The following is a 24,394-nucleotide window of genomic DNA, read 5'->3' on the forward strand; positions in this document are numbered from 1 at the left end:
CGTCGGGTGGGCGCGCGGCAGCCCAATAACCCGACCTTTTTCATGATGAGAGGCTGCGAAACAGCAAAAGGTCCCGCGCGGGGGCGGGGCCTTTGCCGTCTTTGGGGTTTTGTCAGGCGCGGCGGGTCATCCGCATCACCAGCACATAAAGCGCGGGCACCATGAAGATCGCGATGACCGTGGTGAAGATCATGCCGCCCAGAACCCCGATCCCGATGGCATGCTGCGCGGCAGAGCCCGCCCCGGTCGCAATGGCCAGCGGCAGAACCCCAAGCGCAAAGGCAAAGGAGGTCATGAGGATCGGGCGCAGACGCAGGGTCGCCGCCTTCATCGCCGCGTCGCGCAGCGCCATGCCCCCCGCCCTCAGGCTTTCGGCGAATTCGACGATCAGAATGGCGTTTCGCGAGGCCAGACCAATCGTCGTCAGCAGGCCCACCTTGAAGTAAACGTCATTCGACTGCCCGAACCACCAGGCCGCGACCAGCGCGCCAAGGATCCCCACCGGAGCCGCGAGCAGCACCGAGAAGGGCACCGACCAGCTTTCATAAAGCGCCGCAAGGCAAAGGAACACCACCAGCGCCGAAAGCGCAAAGAGCATCGGGGCCTGGTTTCCGGCCTCTTTCTCCTGATAGGAAAGCCCGATCCAGCCCACGCCATAGCCGCCCGGCAGCTCTGCCACCAGCCGCTCGATGGTCTCCATGGCCTCGCCGGTGGAAACACCGGGGGTGGGCGAGGCGTTGATCGAAATCGCCCGCGTGCCGCCAAAGCGGTTCAGACTGGGTGAATTCTCGGTCCAGACCTGGTTGATGAAGCTCGAAAACGGCACCATCTCACCCGAGCGGTTGCGGGCATGCCACATCTCAATATCGCCCGGCTGCATCCGCCATTCGGCGGCGCCCTGGACCACCACCGGGCGCAGTTCCGCGCCAAGCTGGAAGTCATTCACCTCGCGGCCCGAGAAGATCACTGACAGCATATTGTTCACTTCGCTGACGGTCAGCCCCATGGCGCGGGCCTTGCGCTGGTCGATCTCCAGCTTCAGGGCCGGGCGCTGGCTCGGCTCATGGCCGCGGAAACCCGTGATCTGTCCGGTGGCTTCGGCCTGACGGGCGATCTCCTGGGCGGCGGCTTCAAGGGCGGACTGACCGTTCCCGGCCTGGTCGATCATATAATAGGAAATCCCCGAACCTGAGCCGAGGCCCTGGATCGCGGGGGGCTGCATGAAGATGATATTGCCCGCGCGATGCCCGGCGAAGCGCTTTTGCCCCTCGGCCTGGATCATCGCGGCTGAGATGCCCGGACGCGCATCAAAGGGCTTCAGCTTGACGTAAAGCAGCGCCCGGTTCTGGCCTGCATTGCCGCCAAAGGCAAAGCCAAGCGCGGTCATCACCGAATCCACCGCTTCAGAATTGTCCTCCAGCAGCCAGTCCTGGACCTCATTGGAAATGGCCTGGGTCTGCGCGCTGGTTGAGCCTTCGGCGAGGTTCAGAATGATCATCAACACGCCCTGATCTTCCTGCGGCACGAAGGACGACGGCAGCTCCTGGAACATCCGGAAGGCCCCGCCGCTGATCCCCAGCAGCACCATCAGCACGAGGAAGGGCACCCGCATAACACCCCAGGTGACTTTGCCATAGCCGCGGGTCAGGCGGTCAAAGTTGCGGTTGAAGAGCCGTGAGAACATATTGCCGCCGCCCGGCTTATGCGGGCGCAGCAGCACCGCACACATCGCCGGCGTCAGGATCAGCGCCACCCCCAGCGACAGGATCATCGCGGTGATGATCGTCACCGAGAACTGCCGGTAAATCACCCCCGTTGAGCCCGACATAAAGGCCATCGGCAAAAACACCGCCGAGAGCACCATCACAATGCCCACCAGCGCCGAGGAGATCTCGGTCATGGATTTGCGCGTGGCCTCCACCGGGCCGATATGCTCTTCGGCCATCACGCGCTCGACGTTTTCCACCACCACGATGGCGTCATCGACCAGCAGGCCAATGGCCAGCACCATGGCGAACATGGTCAGCGTATTGATCGAATAGCCCAGGGTCAGCAGCACCCCGAAGGTGCCCAAAAGCACCACCGGAATCGCGATCACCGGAATGATCGTCGCGCGCCAGGACTGCAGGAAGATCAGGATGACCATGAACACCAGGATCACCGCCTCGATCAGGGTTTTGTAAACCGTGCCGATCGACTGCTCAATAAAGGGCGAGGTGTCATAGGGATAGGCCACCTCAACCCCGTCGGGCAGGGCAGGCTCAATCGAAGACAGAAGGTCCCGCACCCGCCGCGCGGTCTCTACCGCATTGGCCCCGGTGGCCAGCGTCACCGAGAAGCCGGCCGAATTCTGGCCGTTCATAAAGGAGGTGCTGCCGTAGCTTTCCTGGCCGATCTCAACCTTCGCCACATCCGAGAGCACCACTTCAGAGCCATCGGCCTCAACACGCAGCAGGATCTGGGCAAACTGATCGACCCCGGTCATCTGCGTCTGCGCCGAAAGCGGCACCGTCAGCTGCTGCCCCGGCACCACCGGCTGCCCGCCCAGCGAGCCCACCGAGACGGTGGAGTTCTGCTCGGCAATGGCGGAAGTGACCTCCTGGGCGGTGATCTGAAACTCCGCCATCCGCACCGGATCCAGCCAGACCCGCATCGCATAGCCGGGGGTAAAGACGTCAATGCCGCCCACGCCCTCGACGCGCTGAACGGAATCCTCGACCAGCTGTGCGGCCAGATCGCCAAGCTCGACCGAGGTGTAGCGCCCGTCGCGGCTGACCAGCGCGCCGACCAGCAGCGAGCTGTCGCCGGTGCGGCGCACTACAACGCCGCGCTGGCGCACGACCTCGGGCAGCGCCGCCTCAACACGGGCGACCCGGTTCTGCACCTGGATCTGTGCCATATCGCGGTCGACGCTGTCGTCAAAGGTCAGCGAGATCGTCGCGCGGCCGGTGGCCGAAGAGGTCGCGTTCATGAACAAAAGGCCATCCAGCCCGGTCATGGCATCCTCAACCACCGAGGTGACCGAGTTCTCCGTTACCTCTGCTGAGGCACCGGGGTAGGTGGCGACCACATCGACCCTCGTGGGCGCGATATCGGGATATTGCTCAATCGGCAGCCGCGCCATGGAAAAGGCGCCAAAGAGCATGACAACAATGGCCAGCACCCAGGCGAAGACGGGCCGCGTAATAAAATACTGCGCCATGGCCTCAGTTCCCGACCGGGGCAGGCGTGCCGTCGCGCACCACACCGGCTTCGTCGATGGTGGCGGGGGTCAGCTCCAGGGCCTGGCCGTCGCGGATCTGCGCAATGCCGTCGACCAGCAGCCATTCGCCGGCCTCAACCCCGCCGGTGATGACCCAGTGGTTCTTCCAGGTGCCGTTTTCCTCAACCGGGCGGCGGCTGGCCTTGCCGTCCATGGCAATCCAGGCCGTGAGAGATCCGTCGCGCTGGCGCACGGCGGCGCGCTGCGGCACGAGGATCGCCTCGGTGCGGCCAAGGGTCAGCTCGCCCTGCACGAACATCCCCGGTGAAACCCGCCCGGAGGGGTTTTCCATCTCAAAGCGCAGACGGCGGGTGCCGGTGGTGGCCGAAACCGTGGCCCCGGTGCTCAGCAGCTTCGCCTTGCCCTCAATCCGGCTGCCGTCGTTCAGCACAAGCGTCAGGCGCGGGTCTTCCAGCTGCACCCGGCCCTCGGCGGCGGCGGTCTCAAGGCGCAGGCGCGCGGGATAAGGCTCTGTCAGATCGACGAGAATGGGGTCGGTCTGCACAATTTCCGTCAGCGCGGTCTGCGAGGCGGAGACCAGATCCCCCACCGCCACGCTGGAAATCCCGGCAATCCCCGAGGCGGGCGCACGGATCGTCGTCCATTCCAGCTCTGCCTTCGCCAGCGACAGCCGCGCTTCGCTTTCAGCGAGTGAGGCGCGGGCTTTCAGCAGCGTGGTCTCAACGGTTTCAAAAGTCGCGCGACTGGTCGCCTGCTGGCCCTGCAGCTTTTCGGCGCGGTCAAAGGCCGACTGTGCGGTCGAGAGATCGGCCCTGGCCCGTTCAACATTGGCCTCTGCCACCCGCAGAGCGATGTCATAGGTCAGCGGATCAATGGCAAAAAGCGGTGCACCGGCTTCGACATAAGTGCCGGGCGTGTAAAGAATTTCGCGGATCATGCCACTGACCCGGGGACGGATCTGGGCGGTATTGACGGCCACCGCACGCCCGGTCAGGGCCATGCTGACCGGCACCTCAGCGCGCTCCAGCGTCATATATCCGGCTTTGGCGGGCGGACGCTCAGGGGTCTGCGCAACAGCGGCTCCCGCCAGCAGCGGAAGGGCGAGCAGCAGGCTCAGCAGGGGGCGGCCAGGCTTGGTCATGGAGTTCCAGTCGTCGTTTCGGCGTTCCGGGTCTGACAGGCCGGGCCTGCCGGGGCTTACTCATACCTCTTACGCACGGGGGTGCAACTTCCGTCGCAGATTTTTACGGCTCTGAGGAAAACAGCAAGCGATCCCCTGGCGCAAGCAGCATGAGCGCTGATCCGGTGCAGATCATCCGGTCATTTTGCCCGATACAAAGGCATTCAAGGTCCGCAAGCCGCTTTTCCGGCCGGATCCGGCTTAAGCGGACGCTTGCATAAAGCGGCTCATTCACGCGGGCTTTCGCGTGAAAGTGAAGTCGCTGGCGCAACCATCCGGTGCCAGGACCGGGCAGGCGGCTGCCCAGCAGACAGGAGAAAAGCGCCCCGATCAGCGGCTCGGGAACCCCCTCCAGGGCGGGTGCTGCGCCACTCAGCGCGGCGAAGGCGGCGATGTCCGCGGGGCTCAGGCTGCGGCGGATCTCTGCGCTTTGCGGCAAGGCGGGCGGCGGGACCTGGGGGACGGGCTCCTCCCAGCGGATCTCACAAACGGCGGTGCCATCGCTGCGGGTGGCGCGGGCGCTGTCGCGGCTGAGGCTGAGGTCCAGGGGCTCTTTGGCATAGGCCGGGGCGGGGAATTGAAGCGTCAGAGCCGGGGGCAGCGTCACCCCGGCGCTTTTGGTCAGGGCGTGGAGCCTGGCCCAGATCAGCATCCCATGCGAGACCCGCGCCCCAAAGGGATGGCGCGCGGCGTAATCCGCATCGATATGGATCGGATTGTCATCGCCCGAAAGGGCGGCGAAGGCGTCAAACTCGCTTTGCTGTGGCGTCCAGTGGTGCCCGGCCAGGATCCCGCTCACAGGGGGCCAAGCGCCGATTTGCGGATCTTGCCCGAGGGGCTGCGCGGCAGATCGGCGGCAAAGCGAAAGTCGCGGGGCACTTTAAAGGCGGCCAGCCGCTCGCGGCAAAAGCGGGTCAGCGCCTCGGGCTCGGGGGCGGGGCCGGAGGGGATGAGAAAGGCCAGCCCCGCTTCGCCCCAGCGGGCATCGGGCACAGCGATCACCGCCGCCTCGCGCACGCCGGGATGGGCCTGGAGAACCGCCTCAACCTCGGCGGGCCAGACATTTTCGCCGCCCGAGATATACATTTCCTTCACCCGCCCGATGATACGGTAACCCCCCTCGGGGCTGAGCTGCGCCAGATCCCCGGTGCGCAGCCAGCCATCTGCGGTGAAAGCCGCTGCCGTGGCCTCAGGGTTGCGGAAATAGCCGGGGGTGATTGTCTCCCCCGCCATCTGCAATTCACCCAAAGTCCCGCCCTCGATCCGCGCGCGGGTGTGCATCTGTGGCCGCCCGACCGAGACCGGATCGCGCAGCGCCGTGGCGCGGTCGGCCAGAAAGCCGGTCGGCCCGCTTTCGGTCATGCCATAGCCGTTTTGCACCACCACCCCCGCCGCCTGAAGGCTGCGCGCCAGCCCCTCCGGGAAGGGCGCACCGCCCGAGGCACAGCCGCGCAGGTCCGCCAGCGCGCGCAGGGTCTGGCCGCCCTGATCGTGCAGATCCTGCCAGATGGTGGGCACGGCGAAGAGCTGGCTCAGCGCGCCGCTGTGCAGCAGTTCCGCCAGCTTTTCGGGGTCATATTTCGGCAAAATATGGCTCTGCCCGCCCCAGAGAAACAGCGGCAGCGTGAAGAGGTTGATCCCCCCGGTGTGGCACAGCGGCAGATAGCAGACCGAGCGGTCCTCCCGGTTCAGCCCGACCCCTTGGGCGATATTCACCGCCACCGCCTGCGCCATCCGCGCGGTCTGGATCACCGCTCGTGGCGCCCCGGTGCTGCCGGAGGTGAAGAGCAGCGAAAGCGGCTCGCCCGGATCCGCCGGGGCTGCGCGGAAATCCGCGGCGGGGGACAGATCGCCAAAGCCGCCCCCGGCGGCCATCAGGCGGATCTGCGGCCCGAGGGCGCGGGCGGTCTCCAGATGGGCTTCGTCGCAGATCAGGACCGGGGGCGTGGTCAGATCCAGCTGGCCGCGCAACTCCTGCACCGGGGCGCGCCAGTTCAGCGGCACGAAGATCTGGCCCGCTTTTTGCGCGGCAAAAAGGGTGATGAAACTTTCGGCCCGGTTGAAAGCCAGATGCGCAATCCTTGCGCCCCGGCCAAAGCGGCTCAGATCGGCGGCGAGGGTCTCGGCTGCGGCATTGACGGCCGCAAAGCTCCAGATCCGCCCGGTGCTGTGGTCGTGAAAGGCCGGATCATCGCCGGACAAACCGGCGCGGAGGGCAGCAAAATCGGCGGGATCTCTCATCTCGTCGGTCCGTGGCGATGCAGGGCGCAGGCTCGTCAGGGACGCAGGCCCCGTTCCAGCATATCAAACACTTCGGCGACGACGCGGTCGCGGTCCGCCTCAGGGTTGCGCTGACCGTAGCGCTCGCCAAGCGTTACGGCCAGCCCCATCAGCGCCCAGGCGCGGATTTCTGCATCGCCCGCCCGGATCGTGCCCTCGCGCACCGCCGCCTCAAGGTTGCGGGTATAGGCGCGGGCAAAGCCGGTGAAATAGGCGTCATAGGCCTCGGGTGCGACGAAGCGGGCTTCCTCGACGATATTGTAAAGCAAAGGCCGGGTGGCGGCGATCTCAAGGAAGGCGCGCAGGCCCAGCCGCTCGGCCTCCAGCCGGTCCTTTGCGCCCGCCGTCGCCTCTGAGAGGGAGCGGCGGGTGAAGCGGCCCATCTCCTCGACCAGGGTGCGGAAGACCGCCTCTTTGCTGTCGAAATAGATGTAGAAGGTGCCCTGGGCGATGCCAGCGGCGCGGGTGATATCAACGATCGCGGCGCCGCTGTAGCCGCGCCCGCCGATCACCTCTTCGGCGGCGCGCAAAATGGCGTCACGGGTCCGGCGGCCACGGGGGGTGAGGGGGGCAGATTCAGTCATCGCAGCGGCAGGGCCTCCAGAGCGGTCAGAATGGCGGCGGCGGTGTCGGAGGGGGCCTCCAGATGCGGGGCATGGCCGACGCCGGGCAGGATAACCCCTTGCCCCGCGGGGGATTTCTGCGCAAGCCACATCGCGCATGCGGCCGGGCAGACCTGGCTTTGCGCGCCGTGAATGAAGATCTGCGGCACGGTTATGCGGGACATATCCTCACGCAGGTCCTGGGCCAGGATCTCAAGCCAGAGCGCGGCCATGACCGGCCCGCTTTGCGCGGCGATCAGGGGCAGCACCTCTGCGGCCCGCGCGGCAGCCCCCGGCGCAAAGATGCCCTGCGCAATGGCCGGAGCGGCGCTTTGCCAATGGCTGCGGTAGCGCGCGGCGCGCGACAAAAGCGGCCCGGGCTCTGCGCCCATGGCGAAACCCCAGCCGGGTGCGGGCAGCGGCCGCGGGCTCATGTCCAGGCTGATCATCGCCGTGACCGGGGCCTGCGGATGCCGTGCGAGATAGCGCCAGCCGATCAGCGCCCCCATCGACCAGCCGACCAGCACCCGCGGGGCGCCATCGCGCAGCAGATCCCCCAGCATCGCCTCTGCACCATCGAGGGTCGGGGGGTAGTCACCCGGACCATGGCCGGGCAGATCGGGGCACTCTGCCACGCCATGCCCGGCCAGGCGGTCCGCCAGCGGGGCCATGGCCTCCCCCCTGAGCGACCAGCCATGCAGCAGCAAAAAGCGCCGCTCGCTCATTTCACCGCCTTCAGGCGGCCCACGATTCCGGTGGGGAAGAAATAGACCGACAGGATGAACAAAAGCCCCAGCCACAAGAGCCAGCGATCCGGGTTCAGCAGATCCGGGATCAGCGGCAGCGCGGCGGTGGCCGCGGCCCCCTGCGCCATCAGCACCTGCAGATAGCTTTGCGCCAGCACAAAGATCGCCGCCCCCAGCACCGCCCCCCAAAGCGTGCCCATACCGCCGATCACCACCATCAGCAGAATATCAATCATCAGCTCTGCCGAAAGCGTGGTATCGGGGCCAACATAGCGCAGCCAGATCGCAAAAAGCGCCCCCGCCAGCGCCGCAATGGCCGCCGAAAGACAGGTGGCCACGGTGCGGTAGACCACCACGCGGTAGCCAATGGCCTCAGCGCGGAAGGGGTTCTCGCGGATCGCCTGCAAAACGCGGCCAAAGGGTGATGAGACCACCCGCAGCATCAGCAAAAACAGCGCAAAGGCGGAGAAGAACACCAGATAATAATTCAGCACCCGCCCGGTGATCTTGGTGCCGAAAATCTCAAGATCCATGCGGAAAGCCGGGGTCAGCTCGCGCGGGATTTTGATGTTCATCCCGTCCTCGCCCCCGGTGAGCCAGGAAAGTTGCGACACCAGCACCGCAATGGCTGAAGCCACCGCCATAGTGATCATAGCAAAGAAGATCGCCCGGACCCGCAGCGAAAACATCGCCACCCCAAAGGCCAGCACCACCGAAAGCGCAACGCCCCCAAGGGTGCCAAGCGCCAGCGCATCCCAGCCGCTGCCCATGCGCTGCGTGGCCAGCGCCACGCCATAAGCGCCAAAGCCGAAAAAGACGGTATGGGCAAAGCTGACGATGCCGGTATAGCCCAGCAGCAGATCATAGCTCGCCACCAGCACGATGAAGATGGCGATCTTTGCGCCGGTCTCCATCGCCCGGGTGCCCGAGAAGAGAAAGGGCGTCAGCGCAAGGCCGAGGAACACGATCAGCGCCAGCACGATCAGCAGTTTTGACCCCGGTCCGCTGCCGGAAAAGACGGATTTCAGCATCTTTATACCCTGATGACCGGAGACATGCCCTGCGGACGCCACATCAGGATGGCAACCATCAGGCCGATATTGGAAATGAGCGCGGCCTTGGGTTCCAGAAAGGCCACGTAGTTCTGCAAAAGCCCCACCATCAGCGCCCCGATGAAGGCCCCCTCGACGGAGCCAAGGCCCCCGATGATGACGACGATAAAGACCAGGACCATGATTTCATTGCCCATATGGGCGGTGATCATCTCCTGATAAAGCGCCCACATCACGCCGCCGAGGCCCGCAAGCGCCGAGCCTGCGATAAAGACGGCGATGAAAACGCGGTTGATGCGGTAGCCCATGGCCTGAACCATCTCGCGGTTCTCAACGCCCGCGCGCACGATCAGCCCGATCCTGGTGCCGCGCAGCACCGCGCGCATGGCGAGAAAGACCACCAGTCCGGTGGCCACGGCCACGAGGCGGTATTTCTCCAGCGTGGCGCCCATTACGGTGACTGCGCCCTTCAGCATCTCGGGCCGCGCGATATGGATCTCGCGCGGACCCCAGATCACCTGGATGAGTTGCTCGGCCACGATCAGCCCGCCCATGGTGACCAGGATCTGTTTCAGGTGAGAGCCATAGACCGGGCGGATGATCACCCGCTCAAAGCCCCAGCCAAGCGCGCCGGTGAAGGCCATGGCGGCCAGAACCGCCGCCAGCAATGCCAGCAGGTTCAGCAGAAGGGAAGGTGCGCCGGTCAGGGCAGAAAGCCAGATCAGCACCGAGACCCCCGCAAAGGCCCCGAAAGAGATAAAGGCGCCATGGCCGAAGTTGATGATATCCATCAGCCCGAAAATCAGCGTCATCCCTGAGGCGATGACAAAGATCATCATCCCCATGGCCAGCCCCGAGATTGTCAGCGTGAGCCAGCTGGAGGCGGAGGGAATGGCAAGCCAGCCCGCGAGGACCAGAAGCGGCAGCAGCAAAACCGGCAGCCATGGCTCAAGGCGCAGGGCAAGGGGCGGGCGGGTCATGACCGGGGTGTGATCGGGGGCGGCGCTCATGTGTGATCCTCAAGGCTCAGGCCCATCAGGCGCGATTGCAGATCCGGGGCGGAGGCGAGGTCGGCCATAGCGCCGCTCCAGATCACGCGGCCATTGTCCATGACGGCGGCGCGGTCGCCGAGGGCTTTGGCAAGGCGGAAGTTCTGCTCGACCATCAGGATGGTGGCGCCTTCGGATTTCAGCTCGCGCAGCGCTTTGGCGAGGGTGGAGACGATGGCGGGGGCGAGGCCCTTGGAGGGCTCATCGATCAGATAAAGTCTGCGCTCAGAGATCATGGCGCGGGCGACGGAGAGCATCTGTTTCTGCCCGCCCGACAGCGTGCCCGCGCGGCCCTTCCAGAAGGTGCGCAGCGCCGGAAAAGCGGTGAAAATCCGCTCAAGCCTTTTGGGATCGGGGGGGCCGTCCAGCGAGGCGAGGGTGAGATTTTCCTCCACCGTGAGATTGGCGAAAATGCCCATATCTTCGGGCACCAGCGCCACGCCCTGGCGCGCGATCAGGGCAGAGTTGAGACCGGTCACCGCGCGGCCATCGAGGGTGACCGCGCCGCGGTGCGGCGGCAGGATCCCCATGATGGAGCGCAAAGTGGTGGTCTTGCCCGCGCCATTGCGGCCCAGCAGCATGGTGACCTGGCCCCTTGGCACCTCCAGGTCCACGCCGTGCAGGATGTGATACTGGCCGATGTCGGTGTGAAGGTCGCGGAGTTTCAGAAGGAGGTCAGACATCTTCGATCTCCCGGCCCATATAGGCCTCGCGCACCACATCGCTGGCCATGACGGGGCCGGGCGGGCCATCGGCCACGAGGGTGCCGTTGTGCAGCACCACGATGCGGTCGGCGAGCGCGCGGATCACGTCCATCTTATGCTCAACGAGCAGCACCGTGGCGGCGGGGTCTTTGCGGATATCGGCGATGAGCGAGAGGATCACCGGGGCCTCATCCATGCTCATCCCGGCGGTGGGCTCATCGAACATGAAGATTTTCGGTCTGAGTGCGAGCAGAAGGGCGACTTCGACCTTGCGCTGATCGCCATGCGGCAGGGTGCGCACCTCGGCGCGGGCCTGTGCGGTGAGGCGGGTGCGGGTCAGGATCTCTTCGGTCTCAAGGATCAGATCCCTGCGGCTGTCGGCCATGCGAAAGAGGCTGAGACCGGCTTTGCGCCTGGCCTGCACGGTGAGGCGGATGTTTTCAAAGACGCTGAGCGCGGGGAAGAGATTGGTCAGCTGAAAGGCGCGGCCAAGCCCTGCATGGGCGCGGGCAGAGGCGCTGAGCGTGCTGATGTCGCGGCCTTCAAGCAGCACCTTGCCGGAACTGGCGCGGATCTGGCCGGAGATCAGATTGAACCAGGTGGTTTTTCCGGCCCCATTGGGGCCGACGATGGCGGTGAGCGCGCCGGGGTGGAAGGCGCAGCTGACCGCATTGACGGCGATATGGCCGCCGAAACGGACTGTGAGGTCGCGGGTCTCAAGCGATGGGGTCATGGGAGAGGCCGTGCGGTCTGGCAGGAAGCCGGGGGGCGCTGCCCCCCGGACCCCCCGGAGTATTTTGAAAAAGCCAAAGATCAGCGGGTGTTGCGCAGCGGGATCTTCATCTCTTCGGCCGGGATGACGCGGACGAGTTCGGGGATGCCCCAGTCGACGGCCGGGTCCACTTTGATTTTGAAGTGATACATTTCCTGCAGCGCCTGGTGGTCTTCGGGGCGGAAGGTCATGGTGCCTTTGGGGGTTTCAAAGGACATGCCTTCCATGGCGGTGATCAGGGCCTCGGTCTCGGTGGAACCGGCTTTTTTGATCGCCTCGACGGCGGCGATGCCGGCGGACATGCCGCCTGCGGTGAAGAAATCCGGCGGCATATTGTAGCGCGCGAGATGTTCTTTGACGAACCACTGGTTCACCGGGTTCTGCGGGATTTCATAATAGTAATAGGCCGAGCCTTCGAGGCCGGGGAATTCTTTATAGGCTTTCAGCGCCTCAAGAATATTGCCACCGGTGGCGAGTTCAATGCCGTAGCGGCCAGGGTCCATGGCCTGCAGCTTGGACATTGGGTTATTGGCGCCGGCCCAGATGATGAAGATGCGCTTTTCGCCGTCCTGGTCTTTCAGCGCGTTGAACATCCGCTCGGCATAGGCCGTGAAATCGGTGGTGTCGGTCGGGGCATATTCTTCGGCCACCAGCTCGGCTTTGGTGTCGGAAAGCGCTTCTTTGAAGGCGGCAATGCCGTCGCGGCCAAAAGCATAGTCCTGGGCGAAGGTGACGATTTTCACGCCTTCGCGGCCCAGAGCCACGGCGTTGGAGATCGCATCCTGCGAGGAGTTGCGTCCGGTGCGGAAGATATAGCGGTTCCAGGCCGCACCGGTGATGGTATCGGCCACCGCAGGCTCTACGATCAGGATTTTTTCGAATTCTTCCGCGACCGGCAGCATGGCGAGTGCCACGCCCGAGCCGGTGCCGCCGATGGCGAGATCCGCTTCATCATCGCCGAAGGCCTCGGCGAGCATGGCGCGGCCGATATCGGGTTTGAGCTGGCTGTCTTTTTCGATCACGGTGATTTTCTCGCCGTTGATCTCCATGGTGCCGCCGGTGGCATATTCCAGACCCATCATCAGGCCGATCTGGCTTTGGCGGGCATAGGCTTCAAGGCCGCCCGATTTGTCATAGACATGGGCAATTTTGATATCGGCGGCGGCGGGAAGTGCCCAGCCGCAAAGCGCCGTCAGCGCGACGGTCAGTCTGGTCTTCATACTATCCTCCCTCGGAACATGACGTATGATTCATGTCTCAGTAATATGGCTAGCCTGCGGATTTTTGCCGGTCAATCGTTATCTGCTGCGATGGGGGAGGGGATCTGCGCGGGCGCAGGGTGCTTTTGGCGCAAAGCCGGGTTAGTGTCGCGCAAAGCCAGACCGGAAGGACCAGAGCATGACAACACTTTATTATTCACCGGGCGCCTGTTCGCTTGCGGTTCACATCGCGCTGGAGTGGATCGGTGCGCCTTATGAGGCGGTGAAATCGCAGATCGGCTCGGAGGAGCTGAAGGCGGTGAACCCCAATGGCTCGGTGCCGGTGCTGCAGGAAGACGATGGCTGGGTGCTGACCCAGGCGGGGGCGATCCTTGATTATCTGGCGCAGAAGCATCCGGAGGCGGGGCTGAGCGGCGGGGGCAGTCTGCGCCAGAAGGCAGAGGCGCATCGCTGGTCGTCGTTCTTCACTTCGGATGTGCATGCGGCTTTCTGGCCGGTTTTTATGCCGTTCCGCTATACCACCGATGAAAGCGCTGAGGCGCGGGCCAGGGTGAAAGAGGCCGGTCAGGTGATTGCGGGCAAGCAGTTTGCCGCGCTGAACGCGCATCTGAAGGGGCGTGAGTGGATCCTTGAGAGCCGCTCTGTTATCGACGCCTATGCCTTCCCGATGATCCGCTGGGCCCGGGCCATGCTGCCGGGGGGGCTCGCGGATTTCCCGGAAGTTCAGCGTCTTTATGATAAACTCGCCGCGGATCCGGCGGTGCAGAAAGTTCTTGCCCGTGAGGGTGGAAAGTAAGGAGCAGCCATGACGAGCGGCATCCATCACGTCACCTCGATTACGGCCGGTGTTCAGGCCAATGTCGATTTTTATGCGGGCTTTCTGGGTCTGCGGCTGGTCAAACAGACCGGCGGTTATGAGGATGCCGAGCAGCTGCATCTGTTTTACGGCGATGCCGGGGGCAACCCCGGCACGCTTTTAAGCTTTCTGGTCTGGGAGGCGGCCGGGCGCGGGCGCACCGGGCTGGGCCAGGTCTCAGAAGTGGCGCTGTCGGTGCCGCCTGCGCAGATCGGCACCTGGCTGACAAAGGCGCTGCAGGCGGGGATTCCGGCTGAGGGTCCGACCCAGGAATTTGGCGAGCCGGTGCTGCGGCTGAAAGATCCCGACGGCATGATCGTCAAGCTGGTCGGGCATGAGGATGTGACGTCGGATCCGATTGCGGGTGCGCCGATCCGCATCCGGGGGGTCACGCTGCTGACCGATCAGGCCGAAGAGACGGCCGCGTTTATCACCCGTTTCGGCTATGCCCGGGGCGCGCGCTCGGGCGCAGTTGAGCGCATGGTCTCGGAGACGGATGTCGTGGATATCCGGGCTGTGGGCGGCTTTGTGCCGTCGATCCCGGGTGCCGGGGTGCCCGATCATGTGGCGTTCCGCGCTGCGGATATTGATGCGGTGCGCAAAATGCGGCTGTCGCTGCGTGGCTTTGGCGATACGCCGGTGCATGACCGCAAATATTTCGTCTCGCTTTATGTCCGCGAGCCGGGCGGGGCGCTGATCGAATATGCCACCGATGCGCCGGGGATGACGGTGGATGAGGATGCAGAGCACCTCGGCCGTACGCTGATGATCCCGCCCGGTGATGTGGCGCGGGCGGATGATCTGCGGCTGATCCTGCCGCAGTTCGTGATGCCGGACGAAGAGCGCTTTCCGCCGCGCGATCTGCCCTTCATTCACCGCTTTCACCGCCCCGCAGAGGAAGATGGCTCCACGCTGATCCTTTTGCATGGCTCGGGCGGCAATGAGGCGGATCTGATGCCGATCGCGCATCGCATCGCGCCAAAGGCGGCACTTCTCGGTCTGCGGGGGCGCTCTTCGGAAGAGGGGGTGAACCGCTGGTTCCGTCGCCTTGATGCGAACCGGTTTGACCAGGCCGACATCCGCTCAGAGGCAGAGGCCTTTGTGGGCTTTGTCGAAGGGGCAATCCGGGGCTATGGGCTGGATGCCTCAAAGATCACCTTCGCGGGGTTCTCGAACGGCGCGAACCTGCTGGGCGCGGTGATGCAGCTATATCCCGGCGTCGTGCAGCGCGCGATCCTGCTGCGCGCGGTGCAGGTGCTGGATGAGCCGCCGCACCCGGACCTGAGCGCCACCTCGGTGCTGGTGATTGAGGGCGAAAAAGACCCCTGGGGTCTGCGCGCGCCGGCTCTGCTGGAGGCTCTGCGCGCGGGGGGCGCGGATCTGCGGGCAGAGACCCTGGCGGGTGAGGGGCATGAACTCGGCCAGCAGGACCTGAACCTTGCCCGCGACTGGTATAGCGGCGCTGTTGCATAATTCCCGCACCGGGCGTGAGGGGGGCGGTTTTCCGCCCCCCTTCTCTATTTAACGCTTTGTCGAAGCCCCGGGGGGCTGTTTGCTGTCCTCAAGCCGGTCCGGGGAGGGCGGGCAATAAGGTGTTTCGGGAGGACGACGATGCGTTTTAAGACATTGATCGCGGCCATTGGCGCGGCAACGGCACTCTCTTCAGCAGCATTCGCCCAAGGCTATCCTGAGCGGCAGATCACCATGGTGGTGCCCTTCTCGGCCGGGGGGCCGACCGATACCGTGGCCCGCCTTGTGGCCGAGCGGATGTCGGCGGATCTCGGCCAGCAGATCATCGTGGAAAACGTCGGCGGCGCGGGCGGCACCCTCGGTGCGGGCCAGGTCGCCAAGGCGGAGGCCGATGGCTATACCATTCTTCTGCATCACATCGGCATGGCAACGGCGGCGACGCTTTATCGCCAGCTGGCCTATGACACGCTCAATGCCTTTGAATATGTCGGTCTGGTGACCGAAGTGCCGATGGTGATGGTGGCGCGAAAAGACTTTGAAGCCACGGATTTTAAAGACTTTATTGAGAAGGTGAAGGCGCAGAAAGACACCATCAATATGGCCAATGCCGGGATCGGTGCGGCCTCGCATCTGTGCGGGATGCTGTTTCAGTCTTCGATCGACACGCAGTTCACCACCGTGCCTTACAAAGGCACCGGGCCTGCGATGACCGATCTTCTGGGCGGTCAGGTCGATTTTATGTGCGACCAGACCACCAATACCACCCAGCAGATCAAAGGCGGCACAATCAAAGCCTATGCCGCCACCTCGCCCGAGCGGCTGGCGATTTTCCCCGATCTTGAGACGGTGACCGAGGGCGGTCTGCCGCAGATGACGGTGGGGATCTGGCACGGCATCTATGCGCCGAAAGGCACCCCGGCAGAGGCGACCGAGCGGCTGTCGAAAGCGCTGCAGGGGGCGCTGGCGGATGCAAAAATCGCCACGGCTTTCGGGGATCTGGGCACCTCGCCGTCTTCGGCGCAGGAAGCAACCCCCGCCGCGCTGAAAGAGAAGCTTGAGAGCGAGATCGCCCGCTGGAAGCCGGTGATTGAGGCCGCAGGCGTTTATGCCGACTGAACGGGACGGGGCGGGCTATCCCGCCCCGCTTTTCTTAAGGCATTCAGATGACTGATAAAAACAACACTGATATTCTTTGCGGCCTTGCCCTTCTGGCGGTGGCAGGCCTTTTTGGCTGGCAGGTCTTCAGCCTGCCGATCGGCACGGCGACCCGGATGGGTCCGGGGTATTTCCCCATGGTGCTTTCGGCGCTTCTGGCGCTTCTGGGGGTGATTATCCTCTTCAAAGCGCTGCGCAGCCCTGAGCCGGATGAGGCCAAGGGCCCGCTGGCCTGGCGCGGCATGGCCTTTATTCTGCCCGCTCCGGTGTTTTTCGGGCTGACGGTGCGGGGCCTCGGCTTTGTGCCGGCGCTTTTTGTGACCTCGCTGATCGCGGCCTTTGCGTCGGGGCGGATGAAGGTCTGGCAGGCGGTTTTGCTGGCCGCCCTGGTGACCGGCTTTTCCACCCTTGTCTTCAGCTATGCTCTGGGGCTGCCGTTCCGGCGCTTTGGCCCCTGGTGGCCGTTTTAAGAGGCGCGCATGGATCTTATCAGCAATCTCGCGCTTGGCTTTTCCGTGGCGACCTCGCTGGAAAACCTTGTTTTTTGCCTGATCGGGGTGCTTTTGGGCACCCTGATCGGGGTTTTGCCCGGCATCGGGGCTACCGCCACCATTGCCATGCTTTTGCCGATCACCTTTCAGCTGGAGCCGGTGTCTTCGCTGATCATGCTGGCGGGGATCTATTATGGCGCGCAATATGGCGGCTCGACCACGGCAATCCTGATCAATATGCCCGGCGAAAGCTCTTCGGCGGTGACGGCGATTGACGGCTATCAGATGGCGCGCAAGGGCCAGGCGGGGGCGGCGCTGGCGATTGCGGCGCTTGGCTCGTTTTTTGCGGGCACGGTCTCGACCTTTCTGGTGGCGGTTTTTGCGCCGCCGCTGACGGTTGTGGCGCTGAAATTCGGGGCGGCCGAGTATTTCTCGCTGATGGTGCTGGGGCTGGTGATGTCCATCGCGCTGGCGCATGGCTCGGTTATCAAGGCGCTGGCCATGGTGGTTCTGGGGCTTTTGCTGGGCATGGTGGGGACGGATGTCTATACCGGCACGCCGCGCTTTACCTTTGGGATCACCAATTACGCGGATGGCCTGAATTTTGTGGCCCTGGCCGTGGGGGTTTTTGGCATCGCCGAGATTCTGCGCAATCTGGAGAATGAGGGCGACCGCGAGGTTCTGACGAAGAAAGTCGGCCGTCTCTGGCCCTCGCGGGCGCAGATGCGCGAGGCTTTTGGCCCGGTGCTGCGCGGCACGGGGATCGGCTCGGTTTTGGGGATTTTACCGGGCGGCGGCGCGGTTCTGGCGGCTTTTGCCTCTTATACGGTGGAAAAGCGGGTCTCAAAGAACCCGCGCGAATTTGGCCAGGGTGCGATTGCAGGCGTTGCAGGGCCCGAGAGTGCCAATAACGCCGGTGCCCAGACCTCTTTCATTCCGCTGCTGACTTTGGGGATTCCGGCGAACCCTGTGATGGCTTTGATGATCGGCGCGATGATCATTCAGGGCATCGTGCCGGGCCCCGATGTGGCGGTGGAGCAGCCGCGGCTGTTCTGGGGCATCATTGCTTCGATGTGGATCGGCAATCTGATGCTGGTGATCCTCAACCTGCCGTTGATCGGGCTTTGGGTGCGGCTGTTGCAGGTGCCTTATTTTGTGCTCTTTCCGATCATCATGGCGATGTGTGCGGTGGGGGTTTACTCGGTGGCCTCAAATACTTTTGACCTTTATGCGGTCGCGGGATTTGGTCTTCTGGGCTATGTGATGTCGCGGCTGCGGCTGGAGCCGGCGCCCTTGTTGCTGGGTTTCGTGCTGGGGCCGCTGATGGAGGAGAACCTGCGCCGCGCGATGATCCTGGCGCGCGGGGATGCCACGACCTTTGTGACGCGGCCGATCTCGGCGACGCTGCTGGTGCTGACGGTGATCGTGCTGGTGGTGGTGCTGTTGCCCGCCGTGCGGCGCGGGCGGGAGGAAGTTTTCACCGAGAGTGACGGCTGAGAGCGCCGGGGAGGGCTGCCTGCCCTCCCCGCACCCCTCCCGGGAGTATTTTGAAAAAGCCAAAGGCTTCAGAGATTAAGGACCTTGCCGGGGTTCATGATGTTTTGCGGATCGATCGCGCGTTTCAGCGTGGTGCAGAGCGCCAGCGCCACCGGGTCTTTGTAGCGCGGCAGTTCCTCGCGTTTGGCAAGACCAATGCCGTGTTCGGCGGAGATGGAGCCGTTCATTTCGGCGACAAGATCATGGACCGCCTGGTTGAACTGCGGGTAGAGCGCGAGGAATTCCTCATCGCTCATGTCGCGCGGGCGGGTGAGGTTGAAATGCAGATTGCCGTCGCCGAAATGGCCGAAGGGGCAGGGGCGCAGGCCGGGGAGCAGCGCTTCGCAGAGCGCTTTGCCGCGGGTTACGAATTCGGCGACGCGCGAGACCGGCACCGCGATATCATGTTTGATCGAGGCGCCTTCGTATTTCTGCATCTCGGACATGCTTTCGCGCAAAGACCACAGCGCCGCGCGCTGGCCTTCGGAATTTGCGATGACGGCGTCTTCGACGAGGCCGGCCTCCATGGCTTCGGAGAGCGCCTCCTCCAGGCGGGCGTTGAGACCGGCGCTGCCGTCGGCGCTGGTCAGCTCAATCAGCGCATAGGCAGGGTGGGCTGTCTCCAGCGGGTCGCGGGCGCCGGGGAGATGGGTGGTGACGATCTCAATCCCGAAGCGTTCGAGATATTCAAAGGCGACCAGATGTTCGCCCGCGCGGCGGCGCAGGATGTCAAAAGTGGCGAGGGCGTCTTCGGGGGTTTTGAGGCCCGCAAAGGCGGTGGCGCGGCTGAGGGGGGCGGGGAAAAGTTTCACCACGCAGGCGGTGATGATGCCAAGCGTGCCTTCGGCGCCGATCAGCAGGTCTTTGAGCGCATAGCCGGTGTTGTCTTTGCGTAAGGCGGAGAGGAGGTTGAGGATCCGGCCGTCGGGCAGCACCGCCTCAATTCCGAGGGTCAGATCGCGGGTATTGCCGTAGCGCAGCACTGCGGTGCCGCCGGCATTGGTGGAGAGATTGCCGCCGATGGTGCAGCTGCCCTCAGAGGCGAGCGACAGCGGGAAGAGGCGGCCGGCTTCGGCCGCCGCGGTCTGGACCTCTGCGAGGGTGCAGCCTGCTTCCACGGTGAGGGTGCTGTTGAGGGCATCGACCGCGCGGATGCGGTTGAGGCGGCCGAGGGAGAGCACCACGCCGCCAAAGGGCACGCCGCCGCCGACGAGGCCGGTATTGCCGCCCTGGGGGGTGATGGCCACGCTATGCGCTGCGCAGAGTTTGACGCAGGCCGCGACCTCTGCGGTGGTGCCGGGGCGCAGGAGGGCGATGGCCTCGCCCTGCCAGCGGCCGCGGCTTTCGTGGGTGGCCGCGATCAGGCGGTCCGGGTCGGTGATTACATGCGCGCTGCCGATGGCCGCGCGAAGGTCATTGAGAAATGTATCAGTCATCGGGCTTTGGCATTGGCGCGCAGGCGCGTGATGGTGGTTCGGGAGGAGATCTGCTCCGGATCGGTCACAAGTTCAAGGACTGCTGCACGTCCCGAGGCGCGCGCGCGTTCGAGAGCGGCGGGGAAATCGGCCGTCGTGGTCACTTTTTCAGCGTAGCAGCCGTAGCCTTCGGCCATTTTGACAAAGTCATGGCCAGCGAGTTTTGTGCCGGAGACGCGTTCGGGATGTTCACGTTCCTGGTGCATGCGGATGGTGCCATAGATGCCGTTGTTGAAGAGCAGCACAATCGGCGTCGCGCCATATTGGGTGGCGGTGGCGAGTTCCTGGCCCGACATCATGAAGCCGCCGTCGCCGACCATCGCAAGGGTAAGGCGCTCGGGGTGGGTGAGGGCAGCGGCCACGGCGGCGGGGACGGAATAGCCCATCGCCCCGCAGGTGGAACCGATCTCGCGCCCGGGCCTGCCAAAGCGCAGGAAGCGCTGTGCCCAGCCGGTGTGATTTCCCGCATCAAGGGTGACGATGACATCCTCGGGCAGCGCGTCACGCAGCGCGCAGAGCGCCTGTCCCATATCCAGCGCCCAGCCGCCGTCGGCGGGGCTTTCGGTGTCTTTCACCCAGTCCTGGCGCAGGCGCCCCGCCCAGTCACCCCAGGTGTTCTGGCGGCCGAGATCCAGCGCCGACAGCGCCGCGGCCGCCTCGGGCGCGGTGGCGGCAAAGCCGATGTCGGGGCCATAGACGCGGCCGATCTCATCGGGGTCGGGGTGGATGTGGATGAGCTTCTGGCGCAGTTCCGGCGGCACCAGGTTTTCATAGCCATTGGTGGTCATTTCGCCCAGACGCGCGCCGATGACCAGCAGCAGATCCGCCTCGGTCAGGCGCTGGCGCAGCAGCGGCGCGGTGGCGGTGCCGAATTCGCCGACATAGGCGTCCGAGCGGTTGGAGATGCTGTCCTGGCGGCGAAAGGAGGTGGTGACGGGCAGCCGGTTGGCTTCGGCAAAGCGCTGAATGTCGAGCGCGGCCTGATCGGTCCAGCCGGAGCCGCCCAAGAGCAGCAGGGGCTTTTGCGCGGTGGAGAGCAGCGCCGCCACGCGGGCGGTCTCATCCGCGCCAAGGCGGGCTTTGGTGGCGAAATAGGGCCTTGCGTCCCCGACCTCAACCACGGCTGTCAGCATGTCTTCGGGCAGCGCCAGCACCACCGGACCGGGGCGGCCCGAGGTGGCCACGCGGAAGGCGCGGGCGATATATTCCGGCACCCGCCCGGGGCTGTCGATCTGCGCCACCCATTTCGCAAGCCCGCCGAACATCTGGCGATAATCGACCTCCTGAAAGGCCTCACGATCGGTCATTTCGCGGCCGATCTGGCCCACCAGAAGGATCATCGGCGTGCTGTCCTGCTGTGCGATATGCACACCGATCGCGGCATGACAGGCGCCGGGGCCGCGGGTGACCATGCAGATCCCCGGCTGTCCGGTCAGCTTGCCGTAGGCCTCGGCCATATTGGCGGCCCCGGCCTCATGGCGGGCATTGATGAGGGTGAAGCGGTCCTGAACGTCATGCAGCGCATCGAGCACTTCGAGATAGCTTTCGCCGGGGACGCAGAAGGCACGGTCCGCCCCGTGGATCAGCAGCTGATCTACCAGGACCTGCCCGGCTGTGCGGGGGGACGGGCGGCGCATCTCGGTCGGCGTCATCAGAACTCTCCTCCAGGGTTCGGGGAACTGTCGCCGCCGCTTTTGTCGCTGTCAACCAAAGCCAACACGACGAAATGCCTTATTTCCCTGCGAAATTAGTCGGGCTGGGCGCTGCAGAAAAGGAGTGACAAAAAGAATGTCTGTTCTATATGTGGAGTCAGACCCCGGACCGGTGATTCACATGCCGCGACTGACAGACGACCGCCGCCTCAGGCAGCGCCAGCGTGTGCTGGACGCCGCGCGGCTTTGTTTTGCGCGCCAGGGCTTTCAGGCCACCACCATGGCCGACATCATCCGCGAGGCGCAGATGTCAGCGGGGGCGGTTTATGGTTATTTCTCCGGCAAACATGACCTTGGTCTGACGGCGATGGACCAGGAAATGGCGCGGCTGACCACGGCGCTGGAGCCGGTTTTTGCCACCCCGCCCGCGGGCGGGCTGCGCGCGGCGGTGCAGGCGATCCTCGATGGGATCGCGGGCCTTTCTGACGGCAGTGAGACGGATTTCTGCCGCATGGCCATCAATGCGATCTCCGAAGCCCGCCGGGACGCGCTGATGCAGGAGGCGCTGCTGGCGCATCTGTCGCCCTTTCTGGCGCAGCTTGAGGGGCTGGTGCGGATTTATTCTGACACGGCCAGGCCCGATGAGGCCGCAAAGACGCTTTTTGCGCTGATCCTTGGGCAAATTATACGGCAATCTCTTCTTGGCGGGCCTTTGCGCCTGTCTGACCCCGATCTGACGGAGCTGGCCCTATGAGCGCGTGTCGTCTGCTTTTCACTGCTGTTGTGAGCTGCCTTGCGCTGGCCCTGCCGCTGGCGGCTGGCGCGCCTTTGACGGTGACCACGGCTGAGGTGCATTATGATGACACCGGCATCACGCTGGAGCTGACCGGGCTGATCACTGCGCGGGATCTGGTGACGGCGGGCTTTGCCAATGCGGGGCAGGTGCTGGCGGTCTATCCCGAAGCGGGCGCTGAAGTGGCGGTGGGGGATCTTCTGGCCGAACAGGACCCGACCCAGGCGAGAGAGGCTTTACGCGCCGCTGAGGCGGCTCTCGCCGCCGCCGATGCAGCGCTTTTGCGCGAAGAGCGTGAGATCGCCCGCGACCGCGAGCTTTCGCGCCAGGGCTATGTCTCGCAGGCGCAGCTTGATGTGGCAGAAGAGGCGCTGACCAGCGCCAGGGCCACCTCCGCTCAGGCGGCAAGCCGGGTGGATGCGGCGCAAAAGGCCCTGGCCGAAACCCGGCTGACCGCCCGTGTCGCGGCTGTCGTTCTCAGCCGTCAGGCCGAGGCGGGGCAGGTTGTGGGCGCCGCGCAGCCCGTGCTGGAGCTGGCGGGACTTGAGGGGCGCGATGCGGTCTTTGTGGCCCCGGCGCATTACAATCTCACCGCGCTTCCGGGCACGGAGGTGATCTTATCCACCATCGAGCCGCCGAACCGCAGTTTCACAGCCGAGGTGCATCAGGTGGCCCCGATGATCGACAGCAATACCGGCGGTATCCGTGTGACCCTGCGTCTGCCGGACGAGGCTGCGGGTCAGGTCATGCTGAATGAGCCGGTTGAGGGGCATCTGCCGGTGGGCATTGGCCGCGCGGCGGGGATCCCGGCTCAGGCGCTGGTGCGTGGCCAGGGCGGGCCTGCGGTCTGGGTGCTGGGCGCGGATGGTTTTGCCAGCCTGACCCCTGTGCGGGTGGCGCATTACACCTCTGACCGGGTCTTTGTGGCCGAAGGGCTGAGCGAGGGGGCGCGGGTCATCGTCAAAGGCGCTGCGCAGCTCTTTCCGGGCCGCGCGCTGCAGGTTCAGGACGTTCAGGAGTAAGCTGTGATGATCCGTCTTTTGCGCCCCGCTGCTCTGGTTTTGATCGCGCTCAGCGCCCCTCTGGCGGCGCAGGAGGGTGCTTTGCGGCCCGTGGTCAGCGAAATCACCGCGCCGGAGACGGCGCAGGGCGGCAGATTTACCGGCACCGTAGAGGCGACAACCTCTGTGGGCGTCGCCTTTGAGCTGCTGGGCCGTCTGACCTCGCGCAGCGTGGAGGAGGGCGACAGCGTCACCCGCGGCCAGGAACTGGCGCGGATCGACACCCGCGCGCTGACCGATGACCGCGATGCCGCCCGCGCCTCGGTGGAGAGCCTCGACGCCACCCTTGGCACGGTGCAGCGCGCCCGACAGCGCGTGATTGAACTGGCAGGCCGGGGCGTCGCCGCCGCCGCCGCCCTTGAGACCGCCGAGCGCAATGAAGCCGTGGCCCGCGCCAATCTGGAGCAGGCCCGCGCCACGCTGGCCCGCGCCGAAGATGCGCTCAGCCGCGCGGTGCTGCGCGCGCCTTTCGACGGCATTGTCATTCAGACCCGCCACGAGCCGGGGACCACCATCGCCGCCGGAGATCCGGTTTTGATCCTCGCAAGCCCCGGCGGGCGCAATGTGGTTCTGACCCTGCCGCCGGTGCTGTTGCAAAACGCCGAAGCCGGACGCAGCGGCTTTCGCGTTCATGCGCCGAAACTCCCGCCTGAGGGGCTGCGTGGGGTGCTGTTGCGCGTCGATCCGGCCTCGGTCTCTCAGACCCGGATGCGCCGCGCCTGGATTGAACTGGGGCCGGAAGCCGCCGTTCTGGCTTTGGGAGAGCTGGTCAGCGTCACCCCTGAGCGCAGCGATGCGGCCCGTGTGACCCTGCCCGAGGCCGCGATTGTGGCAGGTGATCCGCCCTTCGTCTGGCAGGTGGCGGACGAGGGCGGCGCCCGCGTGCTGCGCCGCCTGGCCGTCACGCCGGCGGGCGCGCCGGAGGCGGGCCGCATCGCGGTGACGGGGGTGCCCCCCGGCATCGAAGTGGTGATCCGCGGCACCGCCGCGCTGCGCGATGGCCAGCGCGTCGGCCCCGCCGTTCAGCCGCCCGGCACCCGCAAAACCCCGCTGCCTCTGACCTTTGGAGAGAACTGA

21 protein-coding genes are annotated in these 24,394 nt (G+C 65.0%); 8 read left to right on the forward strand and 13 right to left on the reverse strand.

Going from position 1 to position 24,394, the window contains the following annotated elements; genetic code table 11:
- Positions 1-112: 112 nt before the first annotated feature.
- From EG244_RS01230 to EG244_RS01285, 11 genes are all read right to left on the reverse strand, one after another.
- The gene (locus tag EG244_RS01230; RefSeq protein ID WP_124963190.1) at positions 113-3,202 is read right to left on the reverse strand and encodes a multidrug efflux RND transporter permease subunit; all 3,090 of its coding nucleotides are present in this window, start codon (positions 3,200-3,202) and stop codon (positions 113-115) included.
- Between the two features lie 4 nt (positions 3,203-3,206).
- A complete protein-coding gene (locus EG244_RS01235) occupies positions 3,207-4,364 on the reverse strand; it encodes an efflux RND transporter periplasmic adaptor subunit (protein ID WP_124963191.1) in 1,158 nt (385 codons plus the stop codon).
- A 103-nt stretch (positions 4,365-4,467) separates the two neighbouring features.
- A complete protein-coding gene (locus EG244_RS20795; RefSeq protein WP_233588880.1) occupies positions 4,468-5,202 on the reverse strand; it encodes a MaoC family dehydratase in 735 nt (244 codons plus the stop codon).
- Positions 5,199-6,644: a class I adenylate-forming enzyme family protein gene (locus EG244_RS01250; protein WP_124963192.1), complete on the reverse strand. Its 1,446-nt coding sequence runs from the start codon at positions 6,642-6,644 to the stop codon at positions 5,199-5,201. Before EG244_RS01250 ends, EG244_RS20795 begins: the two co-directional genes overlap by 4 nt.
- Before the next feature lie 35 nt (positions 6,645-6,679).
- Entirely contained in the window at positions 6,680-7,267 is a 588-nt protein-coding gene (locus tag EG244_RS01255; protein WP_124963193.1) for a TetR/AcrR family transcriptional regulator, read from the reverse strand.
- Positions 7,264-8,010 (reverse strand): alpha/beta fold hydrolase, encoded by a 747-nt coding sequence (locus EG244_RS01260; RefSeq protein ID WP_124963194.1) that lies wholly within the window; start codon positions 8,008-8,010, stop codon positions 7,264-7,266. The genes EG244_RS01255 and EG244_RS01260 overlap by 4 nt, the downstream gene beginning before the upstream one ends.
- Positions 8,007-9,062: a branched-chain amino acid ABC transporter permease gene (locus tag EG244_RS01265; protein WP_124963195.1), complete on the reverse strand. Its 1,056-nt coding sequence runs from the start codon at positions 9,060-9,062 to the stop codon at positions 8,007-8,009. The genes EG244_RS01260 and EG244_RS01265 overlap by 4 nt, the downstream gene beginning before the upstream one ends.
- Positions 9,063-9,064: 2 nt before the next feature.
- A complete protein-coding gene (locus tag EG244_RS01270) occupies positions 9,065-10,093 on the reverse strand; it encodes a branched-chain amino acid ABC transporter permease (protein ID WP_124963196.1) in 1,029 nt (342 codons plus the stop codon).
- On the reverse strand, positions 10,090-10,815 hold the full coding sequence (locus EG244_RS01275; protein WP_124963197.1) for an ABC transporter ATP-binding protein: 726 nt from the start codon (positions 10,813-10,815) through the stop codon (positions 10,090-10,092). The genes EG244_RS01270 and EG244_RS01275 overlap by 4 nt, the downstream gene beginning before the upstream one ends.
- The gene (locus EG244_RS01280; RefSeq protein ID WP_124963198.1) at positions 10,808-11,569 is read right to left on the reverse strand and encodes an ABC transporter ATP-binding protein; all 762 of its coding nucleotides are present in this window, start codon (positions 11,567-11,569) and stop codon (positions 10,808-10,810) included. Before EG244_RS01280 ends, EG244_RS01275 begins: the two co-directional genes overlap by 8 nt.
- An 80-nt stretch (positions 11,570-11,649) precedes the next feature.
- Positions 11,650-12,828 carry a substrate-binding domain-containing protein gene (locus tag EG244_RS01285; RefSeq protein WP_124963199.1) on the reverse strand — a complete coding sequence of 393 codons (1,179 nt, stop codon included), beginning with the start codon at positions 12,826-12,828 and terminating at the stop codon, positions 11,650-11,652.
- A 178-nt stretch (positions 12,829-13,006) separates the two neighbouring features.
- Here EG244_RS01285 and EG244_RS01290 point away from each other — a divergent pair, with 178 nt between their 5' ends.
- From EG244_RS01290 to EG244_RS01310, 5 genes are all read left to right on the forward strand, one after another.
- Positions 13,007-13,624: a glutathione S-transferase family protein gene (locus EG244_RS01290; RefSeq protein ID WP_124963200.1), complete on the forward strand. Its 618-nt coding sequence runs from the start codon at positions 13,007-13,009 to the stop codon at positions 13,622-13,624.
- Positions 13,625-13,633: 9 nt separating this feature from the next.
- Positions 13,634-15,157: a VOC family protein gene (locus EG244_RS01295; protein WP_124963201.1), complete on the forward strand. Its 1,524-nt coding sequence runs from the start codon at positions 13,634-13,636 to the stop codon at positions 15,155-15,157.
- 138 nt (positions 15,158-15,295) lie between these two features.
- Complete coding sequence (locus tag EG244_RS01300) at positions 15,296-16,270, forward strand: tripartite tricarboxylate transporter substrate-binding protein (protein WP_124963202.1); 975 nt, start codon at positions 15,296-15,298, stop codon at positions 16,268-16,270.
- Positions 16,271-16,317: 47 nt separating this feature from the next.
- On the forward strand, positions 16,318-16,779 hold the full coding sequence (locus EG244_RS01305) for a tripartite tricarboxylate transporter TctB family protein (RefSeq protein WP_124963203.1): 462 nt from the start codon (positions 16,318-16,320) through the stop codon (positions 16,777-16,779).
- A gap of 9 nt (positions 16,780-16,788) precedes the next feature.
- Positions 16,789-18,297: a tripartite tricarboxylate transporter permease gene (locus EG244_RS01310; protein WP_124963204.1), complete on the forward strand. Its 1,509-nt coding sequence runs from the start codon at positions 16,789-16,791 to the stop codon at positions 18,295-18,297.
- A 68-nt stretch (positions 18,298-18,365) separates the two neighbouring features.
- Here EG244_RS01310 and EG244_RS01315 read toward each other — a convergent pair whose 3' ends face one another.
- Both EG244_RS01315 and EG244_RS01320 read right to left on the reverse strand, forming a co-directional pair.
- Positions 18,366-19,772, reverse strand: a complete 1,407-nt coding sequence (locus tag EG244_RS01315) for an FAD-binding oxidoreductase (RefSeq protein WP_124963205.1) — start codon at positions 19,770-19,772, stop codon at positions 18,366-18,368.
- Complete coding sequence (locus tag EG244_RS01320; RefSeq protein WP_407644023.1) at positions 19,769-21,463, reverse strand: thiamine pyrophosphate-binding protein; 1,695 nt, start codon at positions 21,461-21,463, stop codon at positions 19,769-19,771. The genes EG244_RS01315 and EG244_RS01320 overlap by 4 nt, the downstream gene beginning before the upstream one ends.
- 181 nt (positions 21,464-21,644) lie before the next feature.
- On the opposite strand from EG244_RS01320, the gene EG244_RS01325 reads away from it, so the two are divergent.
- From EG244_RS01325 to EG244_RS01335, 3 genes are read left to right on the forward strand one after another with little or no spacing between them, the layout of a single operon-like run.
- A complete protein-coding gene (locus tag EG244_RS01325; RefSeq protein WP_158617214.1) occupies positions 21,645-22,217 on the forward strand; it encodes a TetR/AcrR family transcriptional regulator in 573 nt (190 codons plus the stop codon).
- Positions 22,214-23,278 carry an efflux RND transporter periplasmic adaptor subunit gene (locus tag EG244_RS01330; protein ID WP_124963207.1) on the forward strand — a complete coding sequence of 355 codons (1,065 nt, stop codon included), beginning with the start codon at positions 22,214-22,216 and terminating at the stop codon, positions 23,276-23,278. The genes EG244_RS01325 and EG244_RS01330 overlap by 4 nt, the downstream gene beginning before the upstream one ends.
- Positions 23,279-23,284: 6 nt before the next feature.
- The gene (locus EG244_RS01335) at positions 23,285-24,394 is read left to right on the forward strand and encodes an efflux RND transporter periplasmic adaptor subunit (protein WP_124963208.1); all 1,110 of its coding nucleotides are present in this window, start codon (positions 23,285-23,287) and stop codon (positions 24,392-24,394) included.

The organism is Falsigemmobacter faecalis, assembly GCF_003863335.1.
GTDB classification, from domain to species: Bacteria; Pseudomonadota; Alphaproteobacteria; order Rhodobacterales; family Rhodobacteraceae; genus Wagnerdoeblera; species Wagnerdoeblera faecalis.